At 45.8% G+C, this 17,694-nt stretch carries 16 protein-coding genes; 12 read left to right on the top strand and 4 right to left on the bottom strand.

Annotated features, from left to right (window positions below):
• The first annotated feature begins 299 nt into the window (after positions 1-299).
• The 4 genes from AM1_RS25975 to AM1_RS25960 all read left to right on the top strand — a co-directional run bounded on the left by AM1_RS25975 (position 300) and on the right by AM1_RS25960 (position 3,676).
• Positions 300-665 carry a hypothetical protein gene (locus AM1_RS25975; RefSeq protein ID WP_012165905.1) on the top strand — a complete coding sequence of 122 codons (366 nt, stop codon included), beginning with the start codon at positions 300-302 and terminating at the stop codon, positions 663-665.
• A gap of 116 nt (positions 666-781) precedes the next feature.
• On the top strand, positions 782-2,551 hold the full coding sequence (locus AM1_RS25970; protein WP_041660536.1) for a phosphodiester glycosidase family protein: 1,770 nt from the start codon (positions 782-784) through the stop codon (positions 2,549-2,551).
• A 370-nt stretch (positions 2,552-2,921) separates the two neighbouring features.
• Positions 2,922-3,320 (top strand): cupin domain-containing protein, encoded by a 399-nt coding sequence (locus AM1_RS25965; RefSeq protein ID WP_012165902.1) that lies wholly within the window; start codon positions 2,922-2,924, stop codon positions 3,318-3,320.
• A 29-nt stretch (positions 3,321-3,349) separates the two neighbouring features.
• Complete coding sequence (locus AM1_RS25960) at positions 3,350-3,676, top strand: HesB/IscA family protein (RefSeq protein WP_012165901.1); 327 nt, start codon at positions 3,350-3,352, stop codon at positions 3,674-3,676.
• A gap of 59 nt (positions 3,677-3,735) precedes the next feature.
• Here the strand turns inward: AM1_RS25960 and AM1_RS25955 are convergent, their stop codons facing one another.
• A complete protein-coding gene (locus AM1_RS25955; protein ID WP_012165900.1) occupies positions 3,736-4,659 on the bottom strand; it encodes a tetratricopeptide repeat protein in 924 nt (307 codons plus the stop codon).
• 159 nt (positions 4,660-4,818) lie between these two features.
• Here AM1_RS25955 and cobU point away from each other — a divergent pair, with 159 nt between their 5' ends.
• A complete protein-coding gene (cobU, locus tag AM1_RS25950) occupies positions 4,819-5,394 on the top strand; it encodes a bifunctional adenosylcobinamide kinase/adenosylcobinamide-phosphate guanylyltransferase (protein ID WP_012165899.1) in 576 nt (191 codons plus the stop codon).
• A gap of 110 nt (positions 5,395-5,504) precedes the next feature.
• A complete protein-coding gene (locus tag AM1_RS25945; RefSeq protein WP_012165898.1) occupies positions 5,505-5,927 on the top strand; it encodes a hypothetical protein in 423 nt (140 codons plus the stop codon).
• A 61-nt stretch (positions 5,928-5,988) separates the two neighbouring features.
• Here AM1_RS25945 and AM1_RS37805 read toward each other — a convergent pair whose 3' ends face one another.
• Positions 5,989-6,369: a lipopolysaccharide assembly protein LapA domain-containing protein gene (locus tag AM1_RS37805; RefSeq protein WP_012165897.1), complete on the bottom strand. Its 381-nt coding sequence runs from the start codon at positions 6,367-6,369 to the stop codon at positions 5,989-5,991.
• 94 nt (positions 6,370-6,463) lie between these two features.
• Between AM1_RS37805 and gyrA the strand changes: the two genes are divergently transcribed.
• The 4 genes from gyrA (at position 6,464) to AM1_RS42350 (ending at position 11,927) form a co-directional block, all read left to right on the top strand.
• Positions 6,464-8,938, top strand: a complete 2,475-nt coding sequence (gyrA, locus tag AM1_RS25935) for a DNA gyrase subunit A (protein WP_012165896.1) — start codon at positions 6,464-6,466, stop codon at positions 8,936-8,938.
• Positions 8,939-9,376: 438 nt separating this feature from the next.
• Entirely contained in the window at positions 9,377-10,549 is a 1,173-nt protein-coding gene (locus AM1_RS25930) for an HAD family hydrolase (protein WP_012165893.1), read from the top strand.
• Complete coding sequence (gene hisC / locus AM1_RS25925; protein WP_012165892.1) at positions 10,546-11,646, top strand: histidinol-phosphate transaminase; 1,101 nt, start codon at positions 10,546-10,548, stop codon at positions 11,644-11,646. The genes AM1_RS25930 and hisC overlap by 4 nt, the downstream gene beginning before the upstream one ends.
• A gap of 107 nt (positions 11,647-11,753) precedes the next feature.
• Positions 11,754-11,927: a hypothetical protein gene (locus tag AM1_RS42350; protein ID WP_010475219.1), complete on the top strand. Its 174-nt coding sequence runs from the start codon at positions 11,754-11,756 to the stop codon at positions 11,925-11,927.
• A gap of 37 nt (positions 11,928-11,964) precedes the next feature.
• Here the strand turns inward: AM1_RS42350 and AM1_RS25920 are convergent, their stop codons facing one another.
• Entirely contained in the window at positions 11,965-13,242 is a 1,278-nt protein-coding gene (locus AM1_RS25920) for an S-layer homology domain-containing protein (RefSeq protein WP_041660533.1), read from the bottom strand.
• 78 nt (positions 13,243-13,320) lie between these two features.
• The gene (locus AM1_RS25915) at positions 13,321-14,205 is read right to left on the bottom strand and encodes a pentapeptide repeat-containing protein (RefSeq protein WP_012165890.1); all 885 of its coding nucleotides are present in this window, start codon (positions 14,203-14,205) and stop codon (positions 13,321-13,323) included.
• Between the two features lie 645 nt (positions 14,206-14,850).
• On the opposite strand from AM1_RS25915, the gene AM1_RS25910 reads away from it, so the two are divergent.
• Both AM1_RS25910 and AM1_RS25905 read left to right on the top strand, forming a co-directional pair.
• A complete protein-coding gene (locus AM1_RS25910; protein ID WP_012165889.1) occupies positions 14,851-16,080 on the top strand; it encodes a glycosyltransferase family 4 protein in 1,230 nt (409 codons plus the stop codon).
• 366 nt (positions 16,081-16,446) lie between these two features.
• Positions 16,447-17,628: a glycosyltransferase family 4 protein gene (locus AM1_RS25905; protein ID WP_012165887.1), complete on the top strand. Its 1,182-nt coding sequence runs from the start codon at positions 16,447-16,449 to the stop codon at positions 17,626-17,628.
• The last annotated feature ends 66 nt before the right edge of the window (positions 17,629-17,694 follow it).

The following is a 17,694-nucleotide window of genomic DNA, read 5'->3' as shown; positions in this document are numbered from 1 at the left end:
GTCGAAAAATTAATATTTTGGAACCTTAGTGCAGTTTCTGAAGAAGAAACATTCGAACCGAAGCGAGAGTCTAAATGCTTACTGGTTATCTTTTATTCTAAGAATCATTAAAGATTATGGTTCATACTCTAATCAGTGAGTTTGATCACCTTTCAGCCCTGGGTTTTCTAAAAGTTGCGGATCAAAATATCCGCGACGGGTATGGCCTCAATTTGGCAGAGGTGTAGATATGGGTAATATCGTATATAGCTTGTGTTCATCAATTAATCGTTTATTTCGCTTCTGAGCTAATGAAAATCATGAATATCCGCCTGATTCGTTTCCAAGTCTCGACTTTAACAGTCCTGAGTGTTCTCACCTGTGTTAATCCACTCCCTGCTTTGGCTCAGTCTTCACCCACCAATGATCCTTTACAGGATTTCCAGTTGGAAGATTCCAATAGTGCAGAGGAGGTCTTTACGGATCGGGGAGGCCCAGGATCCTTACTGAACCTTTTGAATCGCTTGCAGCAGGTGAATAGTCGCTCCAGTAGTGAGTTTGCAGAGGATCAATCTGAAAATTTCGACTCCGCCGTCGATGCCTTTCGTAAAAAACAGCAGGAGCAGTTAGGTTCACCGACTCAGTCTGCTCCTGCTGTCAGCGGGGTTGAGATCGAAACACCTTAAGGACTATTTCGAATCGAAATCTTTGTTCTGTTTGCTGGGTATCTTGGGTAAATAGTTTTGTTTTTTTGTCCTTTATCCCCCCTTTCTAGCTTTTGGCTTACCTTTCCTCTTTCTTGATGCTGGGCCCAGGTGTGCTGGCTGTTAACCCTGCCGCCCAAGTTGCGGTTAATCAACCGATTGTTCAGGTCGCCAGTGCCAGTACTCATCAGGGCAATCAGATTCAACTTAATGGCCGTACCTACCCAGTGGCTTGGACACAATGGCAAGATCCAGGCCAGACAGCACCGTCCGTAGGGATTAGCGATAGTGGTTTAAATCGCCGGTTTGGCGTGGATTTAACCAGCTCGAATGATTTTCGGCAGCAGCCTGTACAGTGGTTCACCCCTAAACCCCTGGCCTTAGCGACTCGGTTTAGTGAAAACGGGGCGTCTCGGTATCTTGACGTTTCCGCTTTAGCTCGCTCCGCTAACTGGCAGATCCAACCCCAGGGTAATGTGCTTAAGATTCAGTCCCCAGCTGCAAAGATTGGCAAGATCAGGTCTGGCCGACAGCAATGGGGACATCGTTTAGTGATAGATCTGGATCAGCCGACTCCCTGGCAAATGGAGCGGTTGACGAATAGTCGCACTGGGAAGAAAGATCGTGAGTTTGTTTTATCAATAGATGCGACAGCTGCCGCTGGATTAGGTAAATCTTGGAAGTTCCCTGGGAAATCTGCCTTAAAGTCCCTGAAAATTACCCGTAAACAGGGAAGGACTCTGCTCAGCGGTGTGATTGCAGGAACGAAACGTCCTCGGGTGTGGATGCTGACCAATCCTAATCGGCTGGTTATAGATATTAAAGGCGGCATCCCTGAACAACGCAGCATCTTGTGGGCTCCGGGCATTCTTCGGCAAGAGCGAGTCATCAGCTTAGGCAACAAACAATATCCCGTCACCTGGTTAGCCTTGAACCCTCAAACACCAGGGCTAAAGCTTCAGCCCATCTGGGGGAATCGGAATGCTCTTCTGGGTATTCATCCCCTCCTATCAATGGCTCAAGGAAATCAAGTGGCAGCAGCGATTAACGCTGGCTACTTTAATCGCAATAATAAAACGCCCCTGGGAGCCATTCGTCAAAATGGTCAGTGGATTTCCAGCCCTATTCTAAATCGGGGCGTGGTGGCTTGGAATCCCCAAGGTCAGTTCCAAATGGGACGACTCAACCTTCAGCAAGTTCTGAGTACATCGGGGGGCAAGCGGTTATCCATTGTGTCCCTGGATAGTGGCTATCCCCAAAAAGGCATTGCTCGATATACACCGACTTGGGGACCCACCTATACCCCTATTTTGAAAACCGAAAAAATTATTACTGTCATTAATAATCAGGTCGTTTCTGAGAAGGTCAGTACGAGTACTAAGTCTTTTGCGATTCCTAAGAATGGCTATTTGCTGGTGCTTAGATCCTTTGATGTCGGTGGGGCCTTGGCTTCTGGCACTCAACTCCAAATCCAAACTGCGACAACACCTGCCAGCTTCAATGGGTTTCCCAATATTGTGGGGGCTGGCCCCTTATTGGTGAGTAATGGTCAAGTGGTGCTGAATGCTAAGGCTGAAAAATTTCGCCCACCGTTTGATACTCAATCTGCTCCTCGGAGTGGGATTGGGCAAACGGCAGATGGCACGATTTTGTTGGCAGCAGTTCACAACCAGGTGAGTGGTCCTGGCCCAACATTGAAAGAATGGGCACTTATTATGCAGCGGTTGGGATCCGTCAATGCCTTAAATCTAGATGGAGGAAGTTCGACAAGTTTGTATCTGGGGGGCCAACTGCTGGATCGACATCCAGTGACGGCAGCTCGGGTTCAAAATGGTATTGGGGTGTTTTGGCGGCCTAATGCTAGATAATTTTTCACTGTAGAAATTTTGCTGAACCCAATTTCTTAGGTTAAATTGTTCAAGGTTGACAAATTGTCAACTAAGTTGTTTTTAATCTAGATTGCATTAAAGACAAAATCTTAAGCAAATTTATTTATCGCTTAATCTTTTTTGCATTCACTGTAAATAAATATTTGCTTTTATAAATTGACCTTTGCTAGTGACAAAGATCACCTAAAAAAAATCCTCTGGTTGCTTAAATCATAATGTTATGCATTGAACGCTCAAGTGCATTCGATCAAATTATTCCTAGACGATTGGGGATTTTGGCCCGTCCTATCCTGATTAAGCAATTGTCTACTCATGCCAATGAAAAACCCTATTGAGGTAAGTCGGAACCGTGGTCCAAACTCAACCATCTAACCTTTTAGCAGCACCTGTGCCTACCCACCAAGGTGTCGCTGCAACTGAACTGCGTCCTTGGGGATCCTTTACGATTTTGGAAGAAGGCCAAGGCTATAAGATCAAGCGGATTGAGGTGAAGCCTGGACACCGTTTGAGCTTGCAAATGCATCATCATCGGAGTGAGCATTGGATTGTGATTGCCGGTATCGCTAAAGTTGTGCGAGGCGAGGAAGACTTGATGCTGAGTGCGAATGAGTCTACCTATGTGCCTCGGTTTACCCAACATCGGCTGGAGAATCCTGGTATGGTGCCTTTGGTTTTGATTGAGGTTCAAAACGGTGAGTATTTAGGCGAAGATGATATTGTGCGCTTTGATGACGATTACGCACGATAGTCATTTGCGATTGGAATACTCAACTCAATATGATTCAACTCAGCCCTACTGCCATAGGTGAATTAAAACGCCTTCAAAGGAAGCATTTACCAGGTGGCCAGCTCCGTATTGTGGTTGATGCCAGCGGCTGCAAAGGGTTAGCCTATCAAATGCAATTTGCTGAATCGCCCCAACCCGACGATCAAGTTTTTGATTGTGAGGACATTCAGGTGGTTGTCGAAAAAGCAAGCATGAAATACCTCTCTGGTTTAACCCTGGACTATACCGAAGATCTGATGGGGGGAGGATTCCGCTTCTACAACCCAAATGCGATTGAGACCTGTAGCTGCGGACATTCCTTTGCTATTGCGGGGTAAATACAACTGAATATTGCATTTTCCCTAGTAACGCTCTGTTGCTAGGGAAATTTTTAGGTCTATTCAGGGGTCCCTGGTGTTGAACTGGGAGAGGGTTGGGGACTGGCGCTAGGAGACTGGGAACTGGGAGAAGCTTCAGGTGTTTCATTCGGCTTTTGGGCCGCAGCTTTTATTTGATCTTTATATTGGCCAGGGGCTAATTTTTCGGCTGAGTTAAAGAGGATATCAGCTTCTTTGGTTTTCCCTTGTTCCCTTAAAAGGATTGCTTTGGCAAAAACTGGGCGAAAATCGTTAGGATCTTTAGCAATAAGTTTGTCGTAGACGCCAACGGCTTGATCGAATTGCCTTTGGGTGGCATAGACTTGCCCGAGTAGGAGTTGGACTGCACTTTCATTAATACTGTTGGGCTTTACCTGATTGGCTTGAGGAGCATTTTTAAGGGTTGTCTGTAGGAGTTCGGTGGCAGCGGAGGGTCTTTGCTGTTCGACCAATAGATTGACAAATCCTTGGAGGGCATCCATATTGCCAGGTTCAGTGGCTAGAATACTCCGATAGGTTTGAGCCGCGCTTTCCCGTTTACCCGTTTTTTGCAGGGTTTGGGCGAGAAGTACTTGGTATTGAGTCTGTTCTGGATTCAGCTCAACCAGTTTTTCTAAAGGGTCCAGCAGATCTTTTTCGGTTTTTAGACCGATTTTAATCATTTGACTCCGGGCTTCGGCCAAACCGCGCAAAGCATCTGGATTGTCTGGTTCTTTCTCTAAGATTTGCAAGTAACCGTTTTCAAGGTCTTTCAAGTTTTTCTTCTCAATATCTGATACGACCGGTGGAGTTGGAGTTGTACCTGGGGTTGGAACAGTGGGAGAAGGAGAAGGGCGGGAGCTAAGGAGGCTATCGAAGATCGAGCCGAAGGAAAATCCAACTAAGGCGACAACGGCAACAACAACAAAAACCCAAATGAACCAGCGGTTAGACTTTTTTTGCACGGGAAGGGGTTGAACTCTCTAGTTATTATCAGGGATAGTGCCCGTAATGCAGCTTATCTCAAAGTACGAAGTTTCGGAGCAGAAAGGCCGACTCTAAAGATTTTGCGTAGATTTTTGAGAATGTGTTGATGTGTTATGCAAACAAATGCTGGAAAGGCTATGGATAATCGGCATTTAGTTTTAGTGACAGGACCAGCCCGCTCCGGTAAGAGCGAATGGGCTGAAAACTTGGCAGGTCAGTCTAATAGGTCGGTGATATATGTGGCCACGGCAGCAGACTATCCTGAAGATGAGGAATGGCAAACGCGGATCCAAGCCCATCAGCAGCGCCGTCCTACAAATTGGCAAACCATACATGCCCCGATGGATTTAGCCAAGACAATTCAAGCCCAGCCTAAATCGATTTGTTTGCTGATTGACTCCTTAGGAACTTGGCTGGCCAATATTTTGGACCAGGAGGCTGAATTGTGGGCAGTTACTTTAGAGACGTTGTTGAAAGCCATGACACAAGCGGAGTGCCAAATTATTGTTGTGGGTGAGGAGACGGGCTGGGGGGTGGTGCCAGGGTATCCCTTAGGGAGACGATTTCGCGATCGCATGGGGGAATTGCTGCGTCAGATTGGGGCGATCTCGGATCAAGTTTATTTAGTGTCGGCGGGTTATGCCCTAAATCTTAAAGCTTTAGGGATTTATGTTACTCCGATGGTCCCCCTTGACGGTCCCAAAAGAGACTGACTATAAGGTGTTGAAGTGTTTTTAGCGCCATCTGGAGACTGATGTCATTATCCTAAAATTTGAGTTAGAGTCACCCTAACCGTGTGTGATCCAAAAGGGGTTTAAGCATTATGGCTTCCCAACAGCAAGTTAAAGATTATCTAGCCTCTTGGTTACAGTTGGGTAAATCAATCCAGGTAGGTCTGCAACAAAAACCCTACTCTGTTCCGCGCGTTATCCAGGGCGAGCACTATAGTCCTGAGTTCGAATTTTTGTGGCAATATATCCAAAGTTCGGAATCTGGAGAATGCTGTTTGGAGGGTGTCGTCCCCACGATAGAAGAGCTATTGACAGATCAATGGGAAATTACGGATTGTTCTCGCTGTCAGATGCCGGTGAGTTTGCCAGTGGCAGGTATCGCCTCCCCTGAATGTCCTTGCCATGACTTATCGAACTGGCCTAATAATGAACTGCCCCAGCCTCGGACGCCCGTTGATAGTACCGGGCATTTACGATCTATTTACCTTCGATTAACCCATACCTCTTCGAATTAGGGCTGCAAACTCAGGCTTGGGCCTGTCGGGTTTCGATAACATCTCTTGGCGTTATGGAACGTCAATAGGAATTATCTTCAGTAAATTCAGACTCTTCAAACTCGGTATATCGCCGACGGCGAGATAGTCGTTTGGTCCAGATTGGGATTGCGATCGCACCGCCCAATAGGCCCAACCCCGTTGCGAACCCCAACACAATCCCCACGGGAATGGGAACAGAGCGCCAAGCTAAAAAATTGACCGAAACCGCTGTAGCATTTTGGACAGACAAAATTGCTGCAATAGCGATACCTAGACTAAAGAGCAGGGACAACAGCAGATGCATGATGGTGAGATTAGAAAGGGCTAATGTGTTCAGAGGATGGGATAACCCAAACAGATTAAGAAATTGCGTTTTATGGACAGAGTTGAGAAAAATGGGGTTTCCATAGTACAAGTGCATTGTAGCCTGATGCCTTTTCGCGAGGGTTGGGCAGAATTGGATTGTCCCCTTCCTGTACCCCGTTGATTTCGCCAGATCTGAAGGAACCTCACTCATGTCCAAGCAACTCAATCTTCTCTCATCCGGTAAAGTCATCGCCACGGCTTTGCATACCGAGATGGAGCAGTCCTACTTGGAATATGCCATGAGCGTGATCGTCGGGCGCGCATTACCCGATGTCCGGGATGGATTAAAGCCCGTGCATCGGCGCATTCTCTACGCCATGCACGAACTAGGACTAACGCCAGACCGTCCCTACCGTAAATGTGCCAGAGTCGTGGGGGATGTGCTGGGTAAATATCATCCCCACGGCGATCAGGCGGTTTATGATGCCTTAGTCAGGCTGGTTCAGGATTTTTCGAGTCGGTATCCTCTATTGGCGGGGCATGGCAACTTTGGCTCTGTGGATAACGATCCACCGGCTGCCATGCGATACACGGAAACACGCTTGTCTCCCATTGGCAATCAGTCCCTTTTAGAAGAAATTGGCGAATCCACCGTTGAATTTGCCGCCAACTTTGATAACTCCCAGCAAGAACCCACCGTCTTACCGGCCCAACTCCCCACCCTTCTCCTCAACGGCTGTTCGGGGATTGCAGTGGGCATGGCGACCAATATCCCTCCCCATAATTTGGGAGAGATTGTTGATGCTCTGGTGGCGCTGATTGATTCTCCAGACATGACCTTAGAAAAATTAATGGCCTTGGTACCTGGGCCGGACTTTCCCACAGGGGGGGAGATTGTCGGCAAGCAGGGAATTATCGACGCCTACACCAATGGTCGGGGAAGCATCACGGTGCGAGCTGTGACCTCCATTGAGGAAATCCAGCCGGGCCGAGGCCGACATCGCCGTCCCGTGATTATTGTGACGGAACTGCCCTATCAGGTAAATAAGGCAGGCTGTATTGAAAAAATCGCTAGCTTAATTAACCAGGGTCGGATTGAAGGCATTGCAGACCTGCGCGATGAAAGCGATCGCGAAGGGATGCGAATTGTGATTGAGTTGAAGCGGGAAGCGCAACCCCCGGCTGTGCTAGAGCAACTTTATCGGCTTACTCCTCTGCAATCAAATTTTGGGGTGATTATGTTGGCCCTGGTCAATGGCGTGCCCTTGCAGCTGTCATTGAAGGAGGTATTGCAGAAATTCCTTGATTTCCGAGAACAGACCTTAACCCGCCGATATCAAAATCAGTTAGAGCAAGCTCAAAGCCGCCAACATTTAGTCGAAGGACTCATTAAAGCCCTCGACCATTTAGATGACCTAATCGAGATTCTTCGCCATGCCCCCGATGGGACGACGGCAAAAGTTCAGCTCAAATCTCAATTCCAATTGAGTGGCAGTCAGGCCGATGCCATCTTAGCGATGCCGATGCGGCGATTGACGGGGTTAGAGCAACAAAATCTCCGGCAAGAATTTGATGATTTGGCCCAGGAAATTGGCGATTTAGAACGATTATTGGGGAATCGCCATGAACTCTTAAAAGCCTTAAAGAAAGATCTACGAGCCCTGAAAAAGCAATATAGCGATCCGCGGCGGACTGTTATCCATGGAGCCGCAGCTAAAACCGAGATATTCGCCGCACCGGTTAGTGATGAATCTGTGATTGTGGAGCTGAACCAGCGGGGGTATGCTCGCTGCATGCGCGTATCTAAGCGTAAAAATAATGCACCTGATTTGTCTGGGGAGCTAGCAGACGTTTCAACAGATTTGACCATTTTTCGGCATACGACAGAACTGACAACAGACCTACTGTTGTTTACGGGCAGTGGCAAGGCCTATGGCGTCGGGTTACAGTCCATCCCATTTACCTCAAGCAAAGGCAAGGGGAAACCCTTAGTCACCCTGCTGCCCGATTCGGGACGCGATGACGAAATTATTGCCCGCTTTCTCAGCACTGAAATTTCCGATACGAGTCAGCTTATCCTTTTGTCTCAACAGGGCAAAATTAAGCGCCTGCCCATGAGCGAGTTTGCCGAGATGACGAGTCGGGGATTGGGGGCTGCCAAGATTAAATCGGGGGATCAGTTGGGCTGGGTGGTTAAAGCTGAGCAGGAAACCAATGTTGCGATCGCAACCTCTTCAGGACGCCTGTTAAATATTCCCATAACCGAGATTCCTGAAATGGGCCGCACTGCCCAGGGCAATCAAGTGTTTCGGTTAAGAAAGCAAGAATCGATTGTCGGATTAGCAGCAGTTCGAGACGATGCAGATTTGCTGCTGATATCTAGTAAGGGCTATTGCAAACGATTACCCATTGATTTGTTGCGGTTAGGGAAAGTGGGGGATCTAGGCACTCAAGCAATGCAGTTTATGATCAAATCGGATGGATTGATCGCGTTGTTGCCAGCCAATCCCAATCAAGATGTGATTGTCCTCAGTAATCAGGAGCGAGCCGCTCGGTTAAATATTGAGACTTTGCCCATGTGGGGGCAGGATGGTCCTGGGACTCAATTACTCAAAACCAAGCGGGGAGAGGTTTTGGAAAACACCGTAGTCATACCGAAGGCTGATACTGAGAAGGAGACATAAATCATTTTGCCGACCCAGGGTGATGCACAAAGCAGTATCTTCCCTTCGTCCAAGCTCTATGAGGGTATAGACGACTCAGAAGCCAATTAGATATTTATTAATTTCAAATGAGGTAAAACTCAAGCATCTTTGAACTTAAGCGCTGTCTAGGAGATTTCTTATGGTGTATAGCTCTCTGAATTCTTTGGTTCTTCTTTCTGCTAATACCGTTGAGTTTTGGCAATTTAGTCCGTTGGGCTTATTTACGTTAATGTCTCTACTGGTATTACTCGCACTTCTAGTTGTACTTGGGCAATAGTGGAATCGATGCCCACTTTCAATGCATCACATCTTTGTTCTCAAGGGAGGTTGCAGTGTCGATACTTGGGTTTGGTTCAGCCTGGATGCTATCGTCAGACTTTGAGACTTCAATACCCCTAGTTGAGTGGGTATACCAGCGTGAATCAAACCAACCCATCTCTGCAAACTCAAACCATTCTTGACCAAGCCGATCGCATTAAATTTCTCGTCTTTGATTTAGATGGGGTGATTACCAGCGAACAGAAATATTGGAATACTGCTCGATTGACTGTCTGGGAATTGATCACCCAGCCCGAATACTTAGGCTTAACCGATTATTTTGGCCCTACCCAACCCCATCAAGTTCTCACCAACGGTCAACAGACCATTAACAATGACTTTATCTATGAACTCAAACGACGGGCCATCAATTCCAATTGGGATTTGACCTACTTTGTGTTTTGCCTTCATTTAGCTGGCATCCTGCAGCAACTCCAGCACCAAGACCTTGAAGAATGGTCCAGTCTCAACCATAAAATTGATCTTGCTAATTCCGAACAGTGGCAGCTTTTAAGACGAAGCTTGCAGGATTTGGAGTTCGATCCAAATGTGAGTGAATCTACCATTGCTCAATTCTGGCAGGAGACCACTGACCTAAAAGGTTCATCTGTGACTGAGTATGTTCGACCGTTTTACCAAAAACATTTGGGTATTTCCTTGCCTGAAACCCACAGCGACCTGTGGAACCTGTGTTATCAAAACTTCCAAGCTTGGTATGAAGGTCGCAAAGGTTTTACGTTGCCCGATGATGAAACCGTTCTGGATGTGTACCAGATTAGGACCATTCTGCAAATCCTCATGGACGCCGATCGATTTACCCTTGCGATCGCAACCGGTCGCCCCCGCAACGAAGTGATCGAACCCTTGACAGCCCTAGGATTACTATCCTTCTTCGATCCAAAGCGTATCGTTACCTACGATGAAGTCTTGGCTGCCGAAGAACAGTTGAAAGCCACCTCATGCCCCATCAAGTTAGGCAAACCCCATCCTTTTGTCGTCCTCAAAGCGCTCCATGTAGACGAAGACCCTCAACGCTTTTGTACCGAAGCCTTTCAGAAACAAGAGCGCACCTATGCGGTCTATATTGGCGATGCTGCTAGCGATGTGGTGGCAGCACAGCGATCTGGCTGTATTTCCGTTGGCGTCCTCACGGGATTTACGGCAAGTCGGGCCAAGGCCGAACAGGTGCAAATGTTCTCGAATCTTGGCTGTGACCGAGTGATTGAGAGTATCCAAGCTTTGCCTCAAGTGTTAGGAATTGAGCCGACATGACCCTAAATCTAGATACCCTCGAACAGTGGGTAAGCCCCTCTATTCGCAGCCTCGCCTCCAAAACGGTAGGTCCCCATAAAGATGACCAAGCGATTCGTCTGGACAAAGGCGAGTTACCCTATCCCCCTTCCCCCAAAGTGGTGGAGGCCATTACCCAAGTTGCCACCACTTGTAATCGGTATCCCGCTGTCCTAGGAGGGGTTTTACGAGAGAGACTCGCTACCTACACCGGGGCCTCTCCTGAGCAGCTCATTATCAGCAATGGATCTGATGATCTGATTGAGCTGATTATCAAGGTCTTTGTTCAACCTGGGCAGCAAGTGCTTTTGCCCGTGCCCAGCTTTTTTGTCTATTGGCATGCAACCCAGGTGATGGGAGGTGTACCGGTCTTTGTCCAACGGACCCCTGATTTTGGCCTGGATGTAGATGCCTTGGTAGCCAAAGTCGCCCCCGACACCAAAGTGTTGTACATTGCCAATCCCAATAATCCCACCGCGAATTTAGTGGCCCGTGAAACCTTGGTGGAGGTGCTGAATCGAGTCAACTGCATGGTCGTGGTGGATGAATGTTACTTTGAGCTATGCCAAACCACAATCGCGGATCTCGTGGATACCTATCCCCATCTAATTGTGCTGCGTAGCCTTTCCAAGAGTTTTGGACTAGCTGGTTTGCGCATTGGCTATGGGATTGCCAATACCCAAGTGGTGGATTACCTCTACCGGGCCGCCCAGTTGTTTCCGGTGAATAAAGTTGCGATCTCAGCTGGTATTGCTGCCCTCAAAGATCAGGCGTATGTTGAGGCTAATATCCAGAAAATTCTGGCAGAGAAACCTCGATTACAGCAGGCATTAACGGATCTAGGATTGAAGGTCCATCCCAGCGAAACCAATTTCCTCTTAGTGGATACCCAGCCATTAAACCTGCAGTCAAAAGTTTTAGTTAAAGCGCTCCAAGAACAAAATATCTGGGTTGCAGATTTTGGCTCTAAGCCTGGATTAGGAGATCATTATTTCCGCACAGCCGTGGGGACACCGGCTGAGAATCAAGCCTTGCTCAAGGGATTGGAAGTCGCGATCTCTCAATCCACCTCTGTGTAATGCTTTCTGTGATCAAGATCACTGGGAACTTCCGTCATCATCACCGCGACAATTGAATAAACCGGGCATACTCGGAAGTGTGATGGGTGATGAGGTCAGTAATCGCTATGAATACCGTACAAAAACAATTCATTTTGATTTCCCATGCGGCAGCAATTACTTTGGCGTTGCCCTTCTTTGGCTATTCGATCCAATGGCTCAATAACGCTAATACAATGCCTGCATCAGTGATTCATCCCAGCCATCAAATTGAAGCTCAAACAACAGCCTGGATAAGCTAAGTCGGTCTACTGTTTCCAAGGGCTTCAATGCCCCCCTTTAGGAAGAGCTAGCCGCTTCAGCTTGTTGTTCAGCTCGCAAAACGTCTTTGGCAGAATAGCCTTCGCCAGCAACTCCGATAAACCATAGTGTAGCGGCAGCTTCAGCTCGCGTCACAGATTTTTTCGGTTGCAGCAGTAGGGCTGACCCCAACAGTCGACGAATATTGGCAAGCTCACCGTTATTATGATCGGCAAAAATGGCTGAGAGAGTGGGGGTAGAAATCTGCTTAGTATCTTTAAATCCCCACACCTCCTGCACTTTTGCAGTTGTAGCCGAAGGTAAGATTTTGCGGAAATCAATCGGAACTTTCCAGCTCAAAAGCACCTCGCGGGTGAGGGGTTGATTGGGCTGAAACGTAGCTTGGTCAGCATCCCCAGAGAGAGGACTCGGAATAAAACCTGCTTCCGCTAAACCCTGAATATAAGGAAAATTTGGATTTGAACTAGGAACATCCTTAAATACCGGGGGTTGACTGGTAGCGGCCAAGCGAATTTGTTGGGTAGGGCGATCTTGGTATAGCCGATTATTGGTTTTGACTAACCAGCGGGCAAAAGTCCCCCGCTGGATAGATTGATTGGGATTGCCTAGATCAATCACTTCTAGCCTTTGGATATCGCTGACATAGGCTTTCAGTGCTGCTGGTATCTCCGCTGAATTTAGGCTAGCGTCGGTATTCGATGACTCAGGGGTCTGATTTGCGACTGGCCCAATAAAGTCTAAATCCCCGGGTTTAGGCAAAGTCTGGGTCGGTGATTCAACCTTCGATAACGCCTTCTCCTGGGAAAAATCGATGAAGAAGACCGTCATAGGGATTCGACGTCCACTATTATTTCCCGTTTGTACTGGAACCAAGGTCCCGGTAGCAGGGATAGTCACTCTAACCTGAAGCTGATCTCGCTTAGCCAGCAAAATAAGCTGCTGCTGACTTAATCTTCGCCCTGAAAGCTGCCAGCCCTTTTTTTGTAATAACTGACTATAGTATTGCTGCACCTTCTGGCTATTATCTGGTGTCGCCCATCGCGTTTGTTGGGGCGGGCGTTGGCTATTTGGGCTGGAAGGCAAGTTGGTCTGGCTTTGTTGCACCCCTTGTAAGTTGGCATTGGGATAGCTTAAGTCCGCAGGAAACCCCTTGGGCAACGTTGACAAATTACTCCACTGACTGGCCTGTGGATCTGCAGAAAAAGCTTGTTGAACCGCATCTCCGCTACAACCTGCGATGGGTAAGAAGAGTGAGAGGGCCAAACCCGCTCCGAAGCCGATTTTAGGAGATCTCATCAATTCATCTATTGCCTAAACGCCCAACTTTACTCTAGCGTTCTTGGTAACCCACCACATCAGTCTCCGATTTGACCTCTAGGATGAAGGTTTAGGGCAATTCGTATTTTTTTTCCCATTAGGCATGGTTGCTTGGCAGAAATTTACATTATTGAGTCCTGCCTTGGGTAATTGCGCCCCTCTTAGGTCTGCACCGCTGAAGTTCGCACCATCAATGCGAGTGTCAGATAAGTTTGCATTGATGAGTTTGGCTTGACTGAAGTTCGCATCCCGCAGTTTAGCTTGTGTTAACGCCGCTTGAGTTAGATTAGCTCTGGTAAAATCAGTTTCTCTTAAATCTGCTTTTGTTAGATCTGCCCCTACCAAATTTGCCCGGGCAAAGTTTGCTGATTTGACAAAGGCCTGCTGTAAATTCACCCGCCTTAAATCCGCATCTTGGAAACGGGCATTTTCTAGCAGCGCTGATTCAAGATTTGCCGACCGAAGATTGGCTTGTCTCAGGATAGCTTGAGTCAATATGGCCTCTTTCAATACAGCTTCTTCTAAGACAGCACTATGCAAAAAAGCTCTAGAAAGGTTGGCTTTACTAAGTTGAGCATTACTGAAATTAACTTTTTCCAAGTTTACGCCGATCGCAGAAGCTTGTTCCGCTTGGAATAGCTCCTCTTTTTGAGGCTGTAGAAATAAGACGAGCTCGGCCCCTTCCAAATTAATGCCCCGTAAATTGCAGTTAGCACAACTCCCTGTCCATCGAATTCGTTCAATAATTTCATCAGAATTGGGCGCAATAATCGATAGGCCCGCTGATTCGTCCACAGGAACAGTCGGTATATTCGTAGAAGACTCAGGCAGGGGAGGAGAAACTGTTGTGGGTGAAAGGCTTTGTGGAGATGGTTTAGAGCTATTACCTAGCCAAGTTAATAGTCCAACAAAGACCACTGCTGCAATAATTCCCGTTCTCATGGTGTCAGAATAATTTGGCGCTGCCTCTCACTCTAGCTTTTTGGAGGGGCATTGGCGTCAGGAAATGGACGTCAAATGCGACTCAAATTTCAACATCGTGATTTACCAATACTAGGAGGATATCAAAATCCAAGGTAGTAAAGCATAGCTAGATTAAGGATTTATAAGGTAAATGACCTATTAGAAGAGCAAATATCATGACTTGATCTTATTTTAATCCTATGATGACAGCAAAAAAAAGATTATTTTGCTGTCACTAAATATCGGTTCTGAATACACATCCTAATTTAGGAACGTTATTTTTTATTTTTATAATGTAACCTAGGTTACTCGAAAGATGAAAGACTATGTGTAATATGACAACGTCAGGACAAAATATTACTAAGAAAGCTATAAAGTGTAAGTGTGTAGTGTGTTTTACAAAAACGGATTTTCTCTAGGAAACTAGATTTATTGGTATGTCATTACACAGTTTTTATTGAACTATTGGATTAGTTTGCTGATGTAAATTCAGATGCTTCTTAGTAATCTACTAAAAACCATGTTGGTTGAGGATTGCTCGGAATTCCATAGATAGAATAATTGCTTATCTCAGACGTTCTTGTTTCTATCTAAGGCTGTGCAAAGTCGTTAGCAATCTGCTGAATGTTAAATCCATCTTTGACTATTTTTTATCAAATTGATCCACTGGATGTCAGTATTGGTGGCATTCAGACAACCATTCTGAACTTTATTAAATATGCACCTCAGGATTTTGATATTCGACTGGTAGGGATCACATCTAGAAAGGAGTGCAGTATTGGTAGCTGGCAAACTATTTTAGTTTTTAACAAGCAGATACAGTATCTCCCTATACTTTATATTGAAGATGACAACATCAGAGGACTAATACCCACTACCTTAAAATTCCTTCTAGCATTGTTTGGAAAGGATTTAAATTCTGACTTTCTCCATTTTCATAGAATTGAGCCTTCTTTAGCATCATTTAGTTGGCATGGCGAAAAAACGTTATTTATTCATGCAGATATAAAAAAGCAAGTCAATAGTCAAGGTGATAATAAAACCTTTTTATGGAGATATTTACCTTCTGCATATTTCCTGCTTGAAAATATGCTGATTAAGCAATTCTCCTATGTGTTGTCCTGCAATTCCGAATCCCTGAAGTATTTACAGAAAACTTACTTCTCCACTAAGGGCTGTTATCAGCTGATCCGAAATACCGTGGATGATGAAATCTTTTTCCCACTATCTACTCAACTAAAGGACCAAAAGCGTCTTCAACTGATCACAGAAATGGAGCTGTCTTTGAAGACACACTTCATTGCCTACGTGGGGCGATTGCACCCTCAAAAAGATCCTTTGTTATTGGTTAGATCAATAGCAGAACTCGATGACGCCAATATCCATCTACTTATGATTGGAGTAGGCGAACTAAAAGAAGATATTCAATTGGAAATCAAGAATTTAGGATTAAATAGACAGGTAACTTTGCTGGGCTCCATGAATTCGCGAGAGATTGCAGATATTCTCAGAGTGAGTGACCTTTTAGCCTTAACAAGCGTTTATGAAGGGCTCCCGATGGTTGTATTGGAGGCCCTAACTTGCGGGATTCCAATCGTTTCGACTGATTCGGGTGAAACCTCTAAATTGCTTACGAAAAAAACAGGAGTCATCATTCCTACGAGAACCCCTAAATCCACCGCTGATTCTCTCAGGACTGTATTGGAAAACCCTCAAAGTTATCCCAGTCAAGCCTGCGCTCAATTATCCAGTCCCTATTGGGCGAGGTTGGTTGTTTCAGAAGTTTATAACGATATGCGAGAACGATGGAAAGACAGACAGCAATTGTCAGAGAAAACTTTCTCGACAGCGTAATTGACGACGAATTTGTCCCAGATGAGTCTATGGGACATCATTACTTCGAAGCTGCAAGAGCAGCCCCCGACGCCAATCTGAGACTGCTCTCTTAACTCCCAAGTACTGATGTAGGAGCCTAATCCCATGCTAGCAGCAATTTTTAGAGATATTAATCAAACAGATCTAACCCGTTAGGGTATCTGAGTTAAAAGCTATGTTGAATTCGAGATAAATCCCATGAAAAATGATTTTCCTAAGTTTGCAATGTTGCTTAAACTTACACGTTGTTTAACGTTATCAAACTAACTATTTTAATCTGCGGTTCCCGACGCCAATCTGAGACCGCTAACCCCAAGTACTTGATGTCATGAATAAGGTTGCCAAATGAAAGTTGCCGTTATTGGACCAAAGGGTCTACCAGCAAAACAAGGTGGAATCGAGCATCACTGTTCAGAGGTTTATCCTCGAATGGTTGCCCAAGGAAATTCTGTGGTCTTGTTTGCCCGTTCCTCTTATACTAATTTATCGTGGTTTAAAAGAACCTCCTATGAGGGGGTAGAGGTTGTCAATCTTCCCAGTATTTGGCTACGTGGGATTGATGCTTTTCTATCTTCTTTGATTGCAGCTATATCAGCCTCTTTAGGAAAATATAATATTGTCCACTTTCATGCATTAGGACCTTCTTTATTCTGTTGGTTACCTAAGTTAAATCCTTTCCAGAAGCCTCCTAAGATTGTAGTCACTTGCCAAGGTTTAGACTGGCAAAGAGCAAAATGGGGAACCTTCTCTAGCACTATCATCCGGTTAGGTGAACGAGCAGCTGCGCTATTCGCTGATGAAATAACCGTTGTTTCAAGAGAGCTTGAAGCCTATTTTTGGCATACCTATCAGCGAAAGACGGTGTATATTCCCAATGCACCTGCCACATATAAAAATTCAGATCCAGACTTTAAATTCGGAAAATCTCTCGGTTTAGAACCTGGTAAATATTTTATTTTTCTGGGCAGGCTTGTACCTGAAAAAAGACCTGAGCTATTAATTGAAGCTTTTAAGAGGATAGAAGCCTGTGGCTGGAAATTAGTACTCGTGGGTGGCGTTAGCGATACAACAGTCTATCAAAGAGAACTCTTGAATAGAGCTGAGGATAGAGATGATGTAGTGTTTGCAGGTGAGCTGAAAGGTGCACGATTGGCAGAGCTGGTTAGAGGTGCAGGGTTATTTACCCTACCTTCAGATTTAGAGGGTTTGCCATTGGCCATGTTGGAGGCTATGCGTGAAGGTATTCCCATTTTGGCTAGTGACATCTTGGCACATCGTCAATTGCTAGGTACTGATCGAGGCATTATGTTCCAAGCAGGAAATCTACAATCTTGTATTGATAGCATTGATGTTGCTTTGAGGGATTTAGAAAAGCTATCCCAAATGGCTATGAGGGCTAAAAAGCACGTTTCTGAGAACTATACTTGGCAAAAAATAACTGCCGATAATTTGGACCTTTATTCAGCGCTTTTGAGTTCGGATTTTCCTCTTAATCCTGAGAAAAGTGAACCGTTAGATGTGAAGTAATTGGGAGGCTAGTGTCTTCGAATTTACCACACTTTTTTGACTTCATCTTTTTTTGATGGGTGGAAT

The sequence above is a fragment of the Acaryochloris marina MBIC11017 genome (assembly GCF_000018105.1).
Lineage (GTDB): Bacteria > Cyanobacteriota > Cyanobacteriia > Thermosynechococcales > Thermosynechococcaceae > Acaryochloris > Acaryochloris marina.
Note: the sequence above shows the minus strand (reverse complement) of the source record. Positions and strands in the feature narration are given on the sequence as shown.